The 14,636-nt window shown below is 59.3% G+C and carries 15 protein-coding genes; 11 read left to right on the top strand and 4 right to left on the bottom strand.

What is annotated here, in order from left to right; genetic code table 11:
• Nucleotides 1–156: 156 nt before the first annotated feature.
• The 4 genes from V6S67_RS05010 to V6S67_RS04995 form a co-directional block, all read right to left on the bottom strand.
• The gene (locus V6S67_RS05010; protein ID WP_334209200.1) at nt 157–1,086 is read right to left on the bottom strand and encodes a hypothetical protein; all 930 of its coding nucleotides are present in this window, start codon (nt 1,084–1,086) and stop codon (nt 157–159) included.
• A gap of 12 nt (nt 1,087–1,098) precedes the next feature.
• Nucleotides 1,099–1,512 carry a hypothetical protein gene (locus V6S67_RS05005; RefSeq protein ID WP_334209199.1) on the bottom strand — a complete coding sequence of 138 codons (414 nt, stop codon included), beginning with the start codon at nt 1,510–1,512 and terminating at the stop codon, nt 1,099–1,101.
• A gap of 132 nt (nt 1,513–1,644) precedes the next feature.
• Entirely contained in the window at nt 1,645–2,229 is a 585-nt protein-coding gene (gene pth / locus V6S67_RS05000; protein ID WP_334209198.1) for an aminoacyl-tRNA hydrolase, read from the bottom strand.
• 11 nt (nt 2,230–2,240) lie between these two features.
• The gene (locus tag V6S67_RS04995) at nt 2,241–2,891 is read right to left on the bottom strand and encodes a 50S ribosomal protein L25/general stress protein Ctc (RefSeq protein ID WP_334209197.1); all 651 of its coding nucleotides are present in this window, start codon (nt 2,889–2,891) and stop codon (nt 2,241–2,243) included.
• A 287-nt stretch (nt 2,892–3,178) separates the two neighbouring features.
• Here V6S67_RS04995 and V6S67_RS04990 point away from each other — a divergent pair, with 287 nt between their 5' ends.
• The 11 genes from V6S67_RS04990 to V6S67_RS04940 all read left to right on the top strand — a co-directional run bounded on the left by V6S67_RS04990 (nt 3,179) and on the right by V6S67_RS04940 (nt 14,613).
• The gene (locus V6S67_RS04990; RefSeq protein WP_334209196.1) at nt 3,179–3,628 is read left to right on the top strand and encodes a VanZ family protein; all 450 of its coding nucleotides are present in this window, start codon (nt 3,179–3,181) and stop codon (nt 3,626–3,628) included.
• A 102-nt stretch (nt 3,629–3,730) separates the two neighbouring features.
• Nucleotides 3,731–5,044, top strand: coding sequence for a UDP-glucose dehydrogenase family protein (locus tag V6S67_RS04985; RefSeq protein WP_334209195.1), 1,314 nt, complete (start codon nt 3,731–3,733; stop codon nt 5,042–5,044).
• 144 nt (nt 5,045–5,188) lie between these two features.
• Nucleotides 5,189–5,779, top strand: coding sequence for an arsenate reductase/protein-tyrosine-phosphatase family protein (locus V6S67_RS04980; RefSeq protein ID WP_334209194.1), 591 nt, complete (start codon nt 5,189–5,191; stop codon nt 5,777–5,779).
• Between the two features lie 377 nt (nt 5,780–6,156).
• Entirely contained in the window at nt 6,157–6,924 is a 768-nt protein-coding gene (locus V6S67_RS04975; RefSeq protein ID WP_334209193.1) for a WecB/TagA/CpsF family glycosyltransferase, read from the top strand.
• Between the two features lie 2 nt (nt 6,925–6,926).
• Entirely contained in the window at nt 6,927–8,036 is a 1,110-nt protein-coding gene (locus V6S67_RS04970; RefSeq protein ID WP_334209192.1) for a glycosyltransferase family 4 protein, read from the top strand.
• Nucleotides 8,023–8,547, top strand: coding sequence for a serine O-acetyltransferase (locus V6S67_RS04965; protein WP_334209191.1), 525 nt, complete (start codon nt 8,023–8,025; stop codon nt 8,545–8,547). The genes V6S67_RS04970 and V6S67_RS04965 overlap by 14 nt, the downstream gene beginning before the upstream one ends.
• A 72-nt stretch (nt 8,548–8,619) precedes the next feature.
• Entirely contained in the window at nt 8,620–9,825 is a 1,206-nt protein-coding gene (locus V6S67_RS04960) for a hypothetical protein (protein WP_334209190.1), read from the top strand.
• A gap of 73 nt (nt 9,826–9,898) precedes the next feature.
• The gene (locus tag V6S67_RS04955) at nt 9,899–11,029 is read left to right on the top strand and encodes a glycosyltransferase (protein ID WP_334209189.1); all 1,131 of its coding nucleotides are present in this window, start codon (nt 9,899–9,901) and stop codon (nt 11,027–11,029) included.
• A gap of 41 nt (nt 11,030–11,070) precedes the next feature.
• Entirely contained in the window at nt 11,071–12,099 is a 1,029-nt protein-coding gene (gene gmd, locus V6S67_RS04950; RefSeq protein ID WP_334209188.1) for a GDP-mannose 4,6-dehydratase, read from the top strand.
• Between the two features lies 1 nt (nt 12,100).
• Nucleotides 12,101–13,066, top strand: coding sequence for a GDP-L-fucose synthase family protein (locus tag V6S67_RS04945; protein ID WP_334209187.1), 966 nt, complete (start codon nt 12,101–12,103; stop codon nt 13,064–13,066).
• 86 nt (nt 13,067–13,152) lie between these two features.
• Nucleotides 13,153–14,613: a polysaccharide biosynthesis tyrosine autokinase gene (locus V6S67_RS04940; protein ID WP_334209186.1), complete on the top strand. Its 1,461-nt coding sequence runs from the start codon at nt 13,153–13,155 to the stop codon at nt 14,611–14,613.
• Nucleotides 14,614–14,636: the final 23 nt, after the last annotated feature.

Genomic DNA, 14,636 nt, shown 5'->3' with positions numbered 1-14,636 from the left:
ACGTTGCGATCATTCTCGCGCTCATCCTTGTCCTTGGGCTGTACATCTGGCTCGCGCAGGGCGACCCAGCGGCAACCTCCGGCGCCTATCTCCGAAGAACTACCGGGATAGCACCACCACGCTGAAGCTCGCCGCAGACTGCAACCTGGCCGCTGTCTAAGCAGGCAATCCTGGGTTGTTCGCGATGACGCACCCACCGTTGTCTACGATCGCCCCCGTTACGGTCGTGAAGATGTTCTCTGTCACGACAACGACCTTGTTGAAGGGCAGCGAGACCGACCCGAGGGTGAGCTTGTTCCGGCTGATCGTAGAGCGGGTCAGGTTGTTTGATGTCGTGCAGTTGAAGAGCTGAGCGGAAGCGATGAGTCCGATGATCCTGTTAGCTGCGAGGTCGAGGTGGTCATCGCTCGCTTTGGGGTAAATCAAGGTGCCTACCTTGGCGGCCGGAACTGTCAGGTTGTTCTTGTCGACGGTGTCGTGGCTGTTCTGGTGAGAGACAGTTGAGCGTTGTCGAACGAGCCGGAGAGCGTGTTGCCGCCCACCTCGTAGTCCGTGCAGGCGTTCAGGTCGACGGCGTACGCGCCCGACTGCCCGTGCACCTTGTTGTCCAGCACTTTCAGCGTCCGCACTCCTGTAGCCGTGATTCCGTGCTGTAGCGGAATGGTGGTGTTGCCGATGTCGTTGCCTTGGATGATGACGTCCTCGACGCCGACTGCCGCTGCAATGCCTGCGAACGCGCATTTGCGGATCTTGTTGTCGCGCACCCCGGATGTTGCGGGATACAGCGGTAGGGTCGCCGGTGTTGCCGATGTTGGTCACGACGACGGCCTCGTTGGCGAAGCCTGAGACGTCGTTCTCGAGGACAACAACGTCTTCGGCGTCGCGCATGATGTAGACACCCATCGCCCACACGTTGGCAGGGTCTCCCCGGAGTTCGTTATTGGCGATGACTGCGTGCTTGACGCCGGAGATGGAGACGGAAGCGCCTCCCGCATTGAACCTGCTGCGCTGGACCGTAACGTCAGTCCCGCCGAAGAAGGCGAGGTCCCCGTAGTCGTCGCCGGGGTCGGCGATTCCGGTGCTCATGGTGTTGTTGCTTCAAAAGCCGCAGTCATCCACGAGGACGATTTGCGTGCCTGAGGAGTACATGGCGTTGCCCGTGAAGCCCCTAAATCGGCACGACTTGAAACTCACGTTCCGGCAGTTCACGAATGCCAGCGCCCTCACCATCGCTGACGGGTTAGCGCCGGCCGCGAGCGTGAAGGTCACGTTCTCGTAGGTGACTCCGTCGAGAGAGTCGTGCGTGATGCCCGCCCCAAAGCTGGCGTTCGCCGTCTGCGCGCCGACGATGATGGTCGCGTTGCGGACAGTCAGATTTCCCCGTGGGAACGAGAGCCCGGACACTAGCGTCGTCCGCCCGCCAAGTTCTAGGGCGTGAGTGGCCGCCTGCAGTGCGGCACGAAGAGGGGCTGTATCGTCTGTCTGCCCGTCGAACGCGCCATTCTTGGCCATCGACCCGAGGTCCGCAAAGGTGGCACTTAGCGCAATCAACTTCGAGCCGTCATCTGCCGTGGGTGGTCGCTAGCTATTCGCAGCTTGCGCGTCACCTGAAGGGTAGGTGGGACGCGCCCTCGCCTGATTCGCCTACGCGGGGGCGTGAAATTTCTGCTGGGCGGCCGTGAGTCCGTCGCGAATGAGGAGCTCGACCGCATCCGCGGCGTCGTCGAGCAGGAAAGGCAGCTCCTTCTTCTCCACAGTGCCGAAGTCCTTGAGCACGAAGTCCGCCGGGTCCTGGCGCCCCGGCGGGCGTCCGACCCCGACCCGCACGCGGTAGTAGTCCTTGGCGCCGAGGGCCTTGCTGATGTCGCGCAGGCCGTTGTGTCCGCCTTCACCCCCGCCGAGCTTGAGCTTGAGGGTGTTGAAGGGGATATCGATTTCATCGTGTACGGCGATGACGTGGTCAGGCGCGACGTCGTGGAAGCGGGAGAGCGCCGAGACCGGGCCGCCGGTGATGTTCATGTAGGTAAGTGGCTTCGCCAGGACCAGGCGCGGTCCGCCGATGCCCATCCGCCCCTCGAGTGTGACGGCCTGCGCCTTCGAGGAGGTGAAGCGGCCGCCCATCCGGGCAGCGAGGAGGTCGAGGACCATCTGGCCCACGTTGTGGCGGTTGCCGGCGTAGCCGGGCCCGGGGTTGCCGAGCCCGACTACGAGCCAGGTGTCAGTGGACACCGGTTGCTTGCCTACTGCTCGTCGGCGTCGGTGATGACGGCGTCAGCGTCGGCGTTGCCGGCGGTCGCGCCTTCGGAGGTGCCTTCGACGTCAGCGTCGGTCTCCGGGGTCTCGCCGAGGTCCTGGACCGTCGGTGCCATGAGGTTGACGATGAGCGTCTCGGCCTCGGTGAGGAGGGTGACATTCTGGGGCAGCTCGATGTCGGAGGCGTGGATGTGCTCTCCGACCCCGCGGCCTTCGATGTTGACCGTGAGGGTCTCGGGCAGGTGGGTGGCGTCGGCCTCGACGAGGACCGTGTTGGCCTCGAGGTTGAAGGTGACGTCCGCGGCGGGCTCGCCCTCGACGTGGATCGCGACGTCGACCTGGACCTTCTCGCCACGGCGGACGGTCAGCAGGTCGAGGTGCTCGACGATGCGCTTGAGCTGGTTGCGCTGGATGTCCTTGACCAGGGCGAGGTGGTCCTCGCCGTTGATGTCCAGCGTCAGCAGGGCGTTGGGGGTGCGCACGGCCAGCGTGGTCGCCTTCGCGGGCAGCAGGATGTGGATGGGGTCCGCGCCGTGGCCGTAGATGACCGCGGGGATCATGTTGGCGCGGCGGGCCTGGCGGGCCGAGCCCTTGCCGAATTCGGTGCGGACGTGTGCTGCGAGCTTCTGCTCGGACATGGTTTCTCCTGAACGGTTGCGGCTCTCCACGGTAGGCGGGAGCACTGGGACGTCACCGGGGCGGAAGGAACACGCGTGGGGCAGTCGTCTAGAAACCAGTAGAGTCGCTAGCCACCGTCGATCACGGAGTACGGCCGGATAATTCTTCCTCCGGCCCGCTCCCTCGCCTAGGCATCGCGTTCAATCGTACAGGAAGGTGGAGGGTCGGCTGTTCCTCAGGTTCTTGCGGCCATAATAAAGCGCTACTCCCCTACCGCCCATCAGTCTTCTTTCTCGAAGGACTTCCCGTGAGCACAGCGCCGCTCCCCTCGACCCGGTACAGGACTGTGACCGCGGGCTTGTGTGCGGCATGGCTGGTGGCAGTGGCGCTGATCGTCCTGTGGCCGACACCGGTAGACCGTGCAGGCGGACCGCTCCTTCAGCGGGCACTGGCGTATCTGTACACCCATGGGCTACCCGCATTCGTGACCTACTCCTCGGTGGAATTCCTGTCCAATGTGCTGATGTTCGCGCCCCTGGGCCTGTTCTGGTTCATCCTCATTCCGCGGGGCTGGCGGTGGGCCGGACCGCTGGCAGGAATGGTGCTCTCGCTGCTCATCGAGGGAACACAGGCGCTCCTGTTGCCGCAACGGGTCGCGACGCCGGACGACGTGCTTGCCAACACCATCGGGGCGGTGTGCGGCACTCTGGTGGCATGGATGCTGGTCTCGGCGCGCCACCGCCGGCGGACGTCATAGGTTCACCGACTGTTCAGTTAGTCCCAGCCTGCGCTCACTGGGAGTCTTCCGGGTCTCGCTAGCGTCATCCTCGGATCAGTCCCTTCCGCGAGGAGCACCGGCATGCGCATTTCCATCATCGGCTGCGGTTACCTGGGTGCGGTTCACGCTGCATGCATGGCGAAGCTGGGGCATGACGTCGTCGGCATCGACGCCGACACCTGGAAGATTGGTGAGCTGCAGGCAGGACGCGTGCCCTTCTTCGAGCCGGGACTGCCCGAACTCCTCAATGACGTCCTGGCCTCTGGCCGGCTGAAGTTCAGCCCCGACATTGCCGACGCCAAAGGAGCACAGGTCCACTTCTTGTGCGTCGGAACCCCTCAGCGGAAGGGCGAGTACGCAGCGGACCTGCGCCACGTCGACACCGCCTTCGCCTCCCTGCTGGACTCCCTCGAACCAGGCAACGTAGTAGTCGGCAAGTCCACGGTCCCGGTAGGCACCGCGGCCCGCCTTGCCGAGAACCTTGCCGAGCGCCACCCCGATGCCGTGCTTGCCTGGAATCCGGAGTTCCTCCGCGAGGGCTTCGCCGTCAAGGACACGCTCTCACCGGATCGATTCGTCTATGGGATACCTGACGGCGAGCCGGGTGTGCGTGCCACCGCTGCCCTCGACGAGGTCTACAGCACCTCGCTCTCCCTCGGCACGCAGCGCCTCGTGGCTGACTATGCCACCGCTGAACTCGTGAAGTCCGCCGCGAACTCCTTTCTGGCCACGAAAATCTCTTTTATCAACGCCATGGCGGAGGTCTGCGAGGTGACCGGTGCAGACGTCACAGTGCTCGCCGACGCCATCGGCATGGACGAGCGAATCGGCCGCAAGTTCCTGAACGCGGGTATCGGTTTCGGCGGTGGGTGCCTGCCGAAAGACATTCGAGCGTTCATGGCGCGTGCGGGTGAGCTGGGCGCAGATCAAGCGCTCACCTTCCTGCGCGAAGTCGACGACATCAATGTGCGCCGCCGCATGCGGGCTGTCGAGCTCACTCGCGGGCTCCTCGGCGGCTCGTTACTGGGTAAGCACATCACCGTTCTCGGTGCAGCGTTCAAACCCAACAGCGACGACGTGCGCGACTCCCCTGCCTTGAACATCGCCGCACAGCTGCAGTTACAAGGAGCCGAGGTCACCGTTACCGACCCTCAAGCCATTGACGGCGCGCGGCGCCGCTTCCCGGAGCTCACATACGAGCATGATTTGGACTGCGCGATTTATGACGCAGACGCTGTGCTGCTGCTGACGGAGTGGGATCAGTACAGGTCTCTCGCGCCGCAGCATGCAGCACAGTTGGTTCGGGCAAAGAATGTATTGGACGGGCGCAACACGCTGGACAGTTTAAAGTGGCGAGCCGCGGGTTGGAACTACAAGGGAATTGGCAGACCCTGACCGATTGCCAAATCCTGAACTTCAGCGGTGTAGGCTCACGCGCCTAGCCCGGTCGGCGGCGCACGGACGGTAGGCTCAAGAGGCAGCCTCTCGCACTGCTGCTGGCAACCACTGCGCGGGGCAAACTCTTTGACGGTTGGGGGCATGACCATGGATACTCCGTTTCGCATTCTCGCCGTATGCACGGGCAACATCTGCCGCTCACCCATGGTGGAGCGACTGCTACAAAGCTCCTTTGCGACCATCGCACCCGGTGAGTTCGAGTTGTCCAGCGCAGGCACCGGTGCATTGGTTGGTGCACCAATCGACGCACAGGTAGCCGGCCTTGTCCGCGTCTTCAATGGGAACCCTGAGGGGTTCCGGGCCAGGCAACTCAGCGAGGGCATTCTGAGCAACCAAGACCTCATCCTGACCCTCACCCGGGAGCACCGGAGCCGAGCGATCGAGATGTCTCCGTCGCTTCTACGAAAGACCTTCACCTTGCGTGAGTTCGCGCGCGTCCTCGCCACGGTGGACGGCGACCAGTCGCTCGACGGCCCACGTCGGTGGCGCGCACTACTGCCAAAGGTCGTTCGCGCACGCAGCGCGCACCCCTCAGACCCCTCTCACGATGATGTTGTTGACCCATATCGCCGCCCGGACGAGGTCTACCAACAGATGGTGCGCGAACTAGTGCCCTCAGTGCAATCAATCGTTGCTTGGGAGCTCGAACATCGGTCGCCACGTAACGACTGAAATCAGCAGGAGACCGTACTCCAAACAGCAACTTGAAGACAGTTCGGTGCTCGAGCCCTGGCCATCGCCGTGTTGGTGCAGGACGAAACAGTATTAGGAGTCAGCAGATCGACGAGCCCACAGCCCAAGGATCTCTACTTGTTCGCTCGGTGCGACACGACGGTTCCGCTATAAGAAATCATCCGAGTTACCATCAAGCGGAACCATCTTTAACTCTAGCCACACCCCCCGCGCGGTGCCGTCCACTCCTCAACAGCGCACCCTGCGACCTCCTACGTCAACATATTGCACATCCACGTTCACGCACGCTCACACCGTCGCATCTCATGGGCGATGAGAAGAAGCGTAAGTCGGCCGACTAATCGATAAGGTTCGGAATGTCAGGAAAACTACTCCTCGGTTCAGTGAAGTTCACAATAAGCACGCCGAGCGACGCGATCCAGGACCTTTTGGGGGTCGCGGCAGCATCGCGAAGCGAGGGCATTGCTGTCCACTTTGCAAATGCCTATACCGTCGCACTTGCTCGCAAAGATCGCGCCTACCGTCAGCTTCTCAATGCAGCGACCTTCGTCTTTCCCGACGGCCGGCCAGTCGCATGGATGTCTCGGCTCATGCACCGGTCGCCGCAACTCCGGCAGGTCCGGGGACCACAACTCTTCAAGGACGTTTTCGCGGCCTCCCAGCACGGGACTATCCGTCATTACCTACTTGGCTCGACACCTGAGGTGATTGAGAAGCTCGCATCGAACCTCACTCGAGACTATCCAGGCGCCACTATCGTTGGTCAGAATAGCCCCCCATTTCGACCCTTGACCGATGAAGAACTGGCCGTGCAAGACGACGCGATTCAGAGCAGTGGAGCCGACATTGTGTGGGTCGGACTCGGCACACCGAAACAAGACCTTGAAGTCTCAAGACTTGCCAAGTCACTACCCATTGTCGCCGTAGCTATTGGAGCAGCTTTCGATTTCAGCGCCGGCACCAAGAGGGAGGCTCCGGCCTGGCTTTCCCCTCTCGGCCTCGAATGGACATTCAGGCTTATCACGGAACCCCGGAGACTTTGGCGCCGGTACCTTTTCGGAAATGTCGGCTTCATTTTGGCCTGCCTCGAGCAGTTCCGCCTCGGGGCCCGAGGAAAGAACTAAGGATGAAGCGTAAAGCCTTAGTGGCGCGTAATGTAGCTGTAATTAGCCAACTCCCACCACCCGTCCACGGGTCAACCGTGATGACCGCAACTCTGCTGGATTCGCTCAAAGAACACGAGCACGACATTCAGTTTGTCAACAAGAAGTTCAGTCGATCTATCGAAGAAGTGGGGGGCTTCAGCTTGAGGAAACTACTTCTCGTTGTTGGGCTCGCCAAAGACGTCCAGAAAGCGTGCGCAAGGAAACCGAACGTTATCATCCTCTTCGCAACGACGCGTCGAGGTTCCTTCTTGGTGGACACCCTGCTTCACGAAATAATCCGCCATCACCGCATTCCCACGATCCTCTATATCCACACCGTAGGATTTTCTGAACTAGCTAAGGCGGGTATGATTTGGCGACTCTTGGTCAAACGAATGTTTGCCAAGGCGGCCCGAGTCGTTTGTTTATCCGAGAAACTAACTGCTGACGTGGAATCGTTCGCCAGGTCCAACGCAGTCGCCGTAATTGAGAACTGCCTCTCCGACCGCCATGATGGATCCGCCGACGAACCAATCACAGGACGCAAGAGCATCACTTTCATATCGAACTTGATTCCTTCTAAAGGGGCCCTTGACTTTGTCCACGTTGCAGCCGGCTGGGAATCAGCATCGAACTTCTCATTTGAGATCGTTGGGGCCGATGCTGATAGGGCGTATAAGGCTGCGCTGGAGGCGAAAATCTCCCAGATTCACGAGCAGACTGTAGTACTTCACGGCGCCGTGTTTGGTGAGGAAAAGCAGTTGATTCTGCGTCGCTCAAAGATCCTCGTATTTCCAAGCACATACAAGCTGGAAGCGCAACCTCTTACACTCATAGAAGCTTTGAGAAATGGCATTCCAGTCGTCGCGTACGACACTGGAGGGGTTGCCGATATCATTGAGAATGGTCGCGAAGGCTTTGTTGTATGCCAGGGCGACCGACACGCATTACGACTAGCTGTCGAAAAACTGGCAAACGACGACGTACTGTGGGAAGAAATGTCCCGAGCATCCCGTGAGAAATTCGCTGCGCGCTTCTCACGTCAAGCATTCGACGATTCATGGAAGGAACTTGTTAATGAGTTCTCCTGAGCATCACAGTTCCTTAATTGATCTGATTAAGAGCGACTTCCGGTCCAACCCCGGAGACAGCAAAGCAAGATTCGTGTGCTGCTTTTTCCGCCTTGCTCATTGGGCAAGGGTAGATCAAGGATCGCCGCTGACCCTGCCAATTGTGGTCGCCTACCGCTTGGTTGTCGAGTGGATTATGGGAATCGAGATCCGACCTCGAACTAGGGTTGGTCCTGGACTGACGATCTATCACGGAGTCGGAATTGTGATTAACGATCAGGCGGTCCTCGGAAAGAATGTCACACTGCGACATGGAGTCACCATCGGCAGCCGGGTTGATGGAGGACCTTGTCCTGTTATATCCGAAGATGTAGAAATCGGCGCTGGGGCAATTATTTTGGGTGGGATAACCGTTGGAAGGGGGGCCCGGATCGGCGCTGGAGCCGTAGTCCTTACGTCGGTGCCAGATCTTGCCTCAGTCAAAGGACCGGCGGCCATTGTGTTTCCGGCCGGCGAACGACGCGATGCATAGCGCAAGTGTGAGATCCACTCTCGCCTCCAAGGATAACAATTGATGAACGTTCGACGTGCACGAAGTACCAGCTTGTTCGGCATCGCCGATCAAGGCCTCATCGCGGTCGTCAATCTTGCGCTAGTTGTCTTCGCTGCTCAGGGTGGTACGCAGAGCATCGCAGCATTCGCTCTGGTGACTGCCGTGTATTTCGGGCTGCTCACGCTTGGCCGGGCTGTGCTCGCAGAGCCTCTCCTGGCGCTACCTTTGGGAGACCGCGGAGGGCCATACCTTCGCATAGCATTTTCCCTTTCAATTGCTGGCGGAGCACTCGCAATGCTCTGTACTGCAGTGGCGTTACCCTTCGAAGGGAATTACTTCGTCATTGGAGTAGTCATCGGAGTGATGCTCGGCGCGGAATTCGTCAGGATCAGAGCATACGCACTGGAAAGACCAACCGCCGCTCTAGCGGCGACCACAGTCTCGGTCTGCATCCTGTTCATCGGAGGCTTATCCGATCATCTATACGACCCCAACCGCTGGCAACGCCTCCTCGTCCTCTGGGCCGTTGCAGGATTAGTGTCGGCATTGGTGTGCTTAGCTCTGACCAGAAAGAACACCCCCCCGAGCCTGACCGCCAAGGGGTGGTACAAAACAAAGATTTGGAAGAACGCAAAAAGTCTCCTGATTGATGCGGTGGGTATTGTATTAATAGCTCACGTTTCCCTGTATATCATCAGTCATTTCGGCGTCCCCAGCGACGTTGCGGCGATCCGGGCACTGTCCGCGATCCTCTCGCCGCTCTCCCTGGTGTTTACCGGATTAACACTGAGTCTCACTCCTCTGTTGAGCACGAAGGCGGAGCAGGCAAAAAGCGCCATAAGAGTATTTTGGGTGGCGATACTTGGAGTGTCGATCACCGGCGGCGCGCTCGCGCTTTCGGTCGGACAGACAATCATCGCTATGGTCTTCGGTCTCGACGCGACCCCAACGAGACTCGCGCTAATCATTGCCGTACTGTCCGCGGTGCTGTTCGCCCTAGGGTCTCCGTGGCTGGCTCAAGTTAGAGTGACCGGCAAATACGCGTCGATCGGATGGATGCGGTTCGGGTCGTCGGTTGTGCTCGTGTCGGCCCTCGCCGCCCTGTCGACGCTCCAGCAGCTTCCCGTCGTGTTTTTCGTCATGCAAGGTTTGCAGGCGCTTGTCATTGCTTTAACTGCTGCTGTCCTCGCTCGGCAGGCTCGAAGCCGTGCCAACGATTTCGCTGAAGTGGGATCCGACTCATCAGCTTCATCGTAGGTCAATTTGCAATGCCGCTACTTATGCACATGGACACAAATCAAAATTCGCCAGCCGGAAAGGGCAAACCCTCATGAGTTCCTTGCGCGTTGATTTAGCATACGCCTATGCGGACAATCATAAGGACGCAGTAGCCCGCGCCCTCGAAGAATTGAAGGGCGGTTTGATTGCCGAAGGGCTGGATGCGCGGGTTGTGCGTCCTACCGTGTCCAAAGTGGCGCCATCTAATGCACGTCCACTCCAGCAAATTCTATTTTCACTAGAACTCGCTTGTCATATATTGCTTCGGCGCCAACCCGCCAAGTTTCTCATCCTAGTGGACATACCCACCGGGCTGACGTTACTCCTTCGCGTTGTTTCGATTCTCCGGCCGACGGCGCCAAAGATTGTCAATTGGGCATTAGACTTGTATCGGTCCCAAGACTTGGCAATGAATGGATCCACGCCAAAGCGAAACTTACGACGGTTCATGGAAGTCGCTTCATTGAAGTCTGCGCACGAGGTAGTTGTCATTGGCTCCTGCATGCAGGAGGAAGTTCGATCGATAGCCAAGAGAAATTCGCAGATCATCCCGATTTGGCACGCCGATGTCACTGCATCAACCAAGAGCGAAATCGATCTGTTTCGAGCGGATCTCGGACTGACTTCGAAGCTCATGATGCTATACAGCGGGCGTGCAGGTCAGAATCATCCATTGGCAGGACTGGTTCAGTCATTCGCAGAAGCGCAGAACGCGGACATCGATCTCGTCGTTGTGGGTCAGGGCGCGAAATTTGATGAGGCCAGCCAACTTGCTCAAGATCTCGCATTGAAGAACTGTCATTTTCTTCCGCCTGTTCCGTTTGGGGACATGGGTAAGCTTTTGCGAGCCGCGGACTGGCACGTAGCTTCTTTGGCGGTCGAGGCCACGGGCACCTGCGTACCGTCAAAGGTGTACGCCTCCATGTCGGTGGGTAGGCCGATACTGTTTCTGGGTTCCGCCGATTCCCAGGCGGCACTGGACATCGCGTCCGCGTGTGCGGGCCTTGTCGCCGATCCAACTGATGTAACCTCCCTGAGGGGAGTGATCGAGAGGATCGCATCTGACTCGACGCTTGCAGGAGCCATGGGAGCATCCGGGCAGCATTTTTTCCGCAAGAATCGAACAGTCAGCGCCGGAGCGGCAGCTTGGGCTGGTTACCTCAAACAGTGCGAATCACGGTGACGGCGCTTGGGCGCAGGTGGCCGCAGACAGGAAGTAGTGGATTGATGAAGAAGGCACTGATTACCGGTATCACCGGTCAGGATGGCTCTTACCTCGCGGAGCTCCTCCTAAAGAAGGGCTACGAAGTTCACGGTTTGATTCGACGAGCTTCAACTTTCAACACCACGCGCGTGGATCACTTGTACGTGGATCCTCACGACCCGGCGGCAAAGCTTTTCCTTCACTACGGGGACCTCAGTGATGGATCTCGTCTGGTGACGCTCCTTGCCGATATCAAGCCCGACGAGGTCTACAACCTCGCAGCGCAGTCACACGTTCGGGTCTCCTTCGACGAGCCGGAACACACCGCAGACACGACCGGCATGGGAACTGTCCGTCTCCTTGAGGCAGTAAGACTCGCCGGCATCGACACAAGGTTCTATCAGGCGTCATCCTCGGAGATGTTTGGTGCAACTCCTCCCCCTCAGAATGAAGAGACTCCGTTCTACCCCCGCTCGCCCTACGGTGCCGCCAAGGTCTACAGCTACTGGATCACGAAGAATTACCGGGAGGCGTACGGCATGTACGCCGTGAACGGCATCCTCTTCAATCACGAGTCTCCTCGTCGAGGCGAAACCTTCGTGACGCGAAAGATCACGCGTGCAGTTGCCGCCATTAAGGCTGGAAAGCAAGAGCATGTGTACATGGGCAATCTGGACGCCGTGCGTGACTGGGGTTACGCGGCAGAGTATGTAGAGGGCATGTGGCGCATGCTCCAGGCCGATGAGCCGGACGACTTTGTTCTCGCTACCGGCGGCAACTACACGGTAAAGGACTTCCTGCGCATCGCATTCGAGCACGCTGGGCTGAACTGGGAGGAGCACGTCAAGTTCGACGAGCGATACCTACGTCCCACCGAGGTCGACGCTCTGGTGGGGGACGCATCGAAGGCGCAGGACAAGCTGGGGTGGAAGGCGACCATTCATACGCCTGACCTGGCGCGGCTCATGGTGGATGCAGACATTGAAGCCCTCAATCACGCAGGTCGGAACTGGATCGACACGGTCGACCTGGAGAGCTGGGAGAAATAGCATGACAGATTTCCAACCTGGGCCTCTCGATCGAGACGCTCCCTTCTACGTCGCAGGTCACCGAGGGCTTGTCGGGTCCGCGATTTGGCGCAGGCTTGAGTCGGAGGGGTTCACTGCCCTTCACGGACAGACGTCCTCCGATTTGGATCTGAAAGATCGCACGGCGGTCTTCGACTACATTGCGGATGTGCAGCCCCGCTATCTGGTACTGGCTGCCGCAAAGGTCGGCGGCATCATGGCCAACAACACTTTCCCGGTGGACTTCCTCACGGAGAACCTCCAAATCCAGGTGAACGTGCTCGACGCGGCCCGTGAGCACAATGTGGAGCGGGTTCTCTTCCTCGGGTCCTCTTGCATCTACCCCAAGCTTGCGCCGCAGCCCATTCGGGAAGACTCTTTGCTCACTGGGCACCTTGAACCGACCAACGATGCCTATGCGATTGCCAAAATTGCTGGAATCATGCACGTTCAGGCTGTCCGTCGTCAGTATGGACTCCCATGGATTTCGGCAATGCCTACCAACCTGTACGGACCTGGCGACAACTTCTCGCCGGAAGGATCACACGTCTTACCTGCGCTCATCCGTCGGTATGACGAAGCAGCGCGAAGTGGTAGCGAGACTGTCACGAACTGGGGCACAGGGTCTCCTCGACGCGAATTCCTTCACGTCGACGACATGGCCGCTGCCTGCCTTCACCTCTTGGAGCATTACGACGGTCCCGCCCAGGTCAACGTGGGAACCGGAAGCGACGTGACTATCAGGGAACTAGCGGAGACTGTGGCTTCGGCGGTGGGCTACGAGGGCAGCATGAAGTGGGATACCAGCAAGCCGGACGGAACGCCCCAGAAGTTGCTCGATGTGTCCAAACTGGCCGAGGCGGGATGGACCGCAAAGATTAATCTCGAGGACGGCGTGAAGAATACAGTCGACTGGTATCGCTCAAACCAGTCCAGCCTGCGCGGCTGAAAACTTCCAATAACCCTGCCTCAGTGGCACTTCGGTTGCGTTGCCTGTTGGCTTCGTAGCACAACAAGCATCTAGAGAGGTCTCCTTTGGAGCTGAACGACTATCTTCGGATCCTGCGTCGCAACTGGCTGCTGATCCTCGTCTGTGCCGTCGTCGGCCTAATCGTTGGAGCCGTTGCTTCCTTCGCCATCCGTCCGACCTACACCGCTGAGACAAAGCTGTTCGTAGCGATTCAAAGTTCGGGAAGCGTACAAGATCTGCAACAGGGCAACACCTTCACGCAAGCACGTGTGCAGTCCTACGTAGAAACGGTGGCTGAGCCGCTCGTACTTCAGCCGGTCGTTGAGTCGTTGGGCCTGGACATCACGGCGGCTGAACTGGCGCGTAAGGTGACTGCCACCGCTGACCTCAACACCGTCATTATCACGATCTCTGTGGATGATACGTCGCCTGTGCAGGCGGCCGCTATTGCGCAGGCGACTGCGGACAGCCTCGTAGAGTCGGTAGGAGGGCTCGAGAGCCCCGCCGAGGGTGGAACTTCACCCGTCAATCTAACTGTGATTACACCCGCGACTGCGCCCTCTGAGTCCTCAGCGCCAAACACACGTTTGAACATCGTGCTAGGGCTCCTTGTAGGGCTTGCCGTGGGCGTGGGCGTCGCGGTGTTGCGGACGATGCTCGATACCAGGGTGCGAGGTGAATCTGACCTTCGCCGGGTCAGTGACGCTCCGCTTCTTGGTGGCATCTCTTTCGACAGCGACGCACAGAAAAAACCGCTGTTGACGCAGGCCCCGGCCCAGAGCCCTCGCGCCGAGTCGTTCCGACAGATTCGCACCAACCTGCAGTTTGCGCATGTAAGCCACAAGTCCAAAGCGGTCCTGGTCACGTCTTCATTGCCTGGGGAAGGCAAAAGCACGACTGCCACAAACCTTGCGATCGCGATCGCTCAGGGCGGCCAGTCAGTAGTACTCGTAGATGCTGACTTGCGGCGCCCTCGCGTGGATGAATACCTGGGGCTCGAGCGGAATGCAGGACTTACCACAGCTTTGATTGGCCGAGCCGACGTTGAGGATCTGCTTCAGCCTTGGGGGGCGGACGAGCTGTACATCCTGACAGCTGGGCAGATCCCACCGAATCCCAGTGAATTGCTGGGATCTGACGCCATGAAGCAGCTTATTACTCGGCTTGAGCAGAAGTTCGACGCGGTCATCATCGATGCTCCTCCCCTCCTTCCAGTCACCGATGCAGCAGTACTTGCGCAGCAGGTAGGTGGAGTCGTGTTGGTCATCGGCTCGTCCAAGGTGAGGCTGCCGGACCTGCAGAAGTCACTTGGGAACCTGGACATGGTGAGCGCTGACCTGCTCGGCGTCGTCATCAACCTCCTTCCTAGCAAGGGGCCTGATGCTTACGCATACAGCTACTATTCGTACGATTCGGTGAAACCGTCCACTATGGACGATGCTTCACCAGTCACCCGACGATCCAATAAGGATGCTCCCTCTGACTTCGATGAGCGGATCTTCGGGGTTCCGTCTCAAACCAAATAATCAGCATGTCGCTTGTAGGCGAC

The sequence above is a fragment of the Arthrobacter sp. Soc17.1.1.1 genome, assembly GCF_036867195.1.
Lineage (GTDB): Bacteria > Actinomycetota > Actinomycetes > Actinomycetales > Micrococcaceae > Arthrobacter_D.
This window is presented reverse-complemented; position numbering and strand designations above follow the sequence as displayed.

Excerpts from the sequence above, each read along its gene's own strand:
- V6S67_RS05005 (WP_334209199.1), bottom strand. The coding sequence starts at position 1,512 with ATGGCCAAGAATGGCGCGTTCGACGGGCAGACAGACGATACAGCCCCT.
- V6S67_RS04965 (WP_334209191.1), top strand. The coding sequence starts at position 8,023 with ATGAGTTCTCCTGAGCATCACAGTTCCTTAATTGATCTGATTAAGAGC.
- V6S67_RS04995 (WP_334209197.1), bottom strand. The coding sequence starts at position 2,891 with ATGTCCGAGCAGAAGCTCGCAGCACACGTCCGCACCGAATTCGGCAAG.
- V6S67_RS04970 (WP_334209192.1), top strand. The coding sequence starts at position 6,927 with ATGAAGCGTAAAGCCTTAGTGGCGCGTAATGTAGCTGTAATTAGCCAA.
- V6S67_RS04945 (WP_334209187.1), top strand. The coding sequence starts at position 12,101 with ATGACAGATTTCCAACCTGGGCCTCTCGATCGAGACGCTCCCTTCTAC.
- V6S67_RS04955 (WP_334209189.1), top strand. The coding sequence starts at position 9,899 with ATGAGTTCCTTGCGCGTTGATTTAGCATACGCCTATGCGGACAATCAT.
- V6S67_RS05010 (WP_334209200.1), bottom strand. The coding sequence starts at position 1,086 with ATGAGCACCGGAATCGCCGACCCCGGCGACGACTACGGGGACCTCGCC.
- V6S67_RS04980 (WP_334209194.1), top strand. The coding sequence starts at position 5,189 with ATGACCATGGATACTCCGTTTCGCATTCTCGCCGTATGCACGGGCAAC.
- V6S67_RS04985 (WP_334209195.1), top strand. The coding sequence starts at position 3,731 with ATGCGCATTTCCATCATCGGCTGCGGTTACCTGGGTGCGGTTCACGCT.
- V6S67_RS04975 (WP_334209193.1), top strand. The coding sequence starts at position 6,157 with ATGTCAGGAAAACTACTCCTCGGTTCAGTGAAGTTCACAATAAGCACG.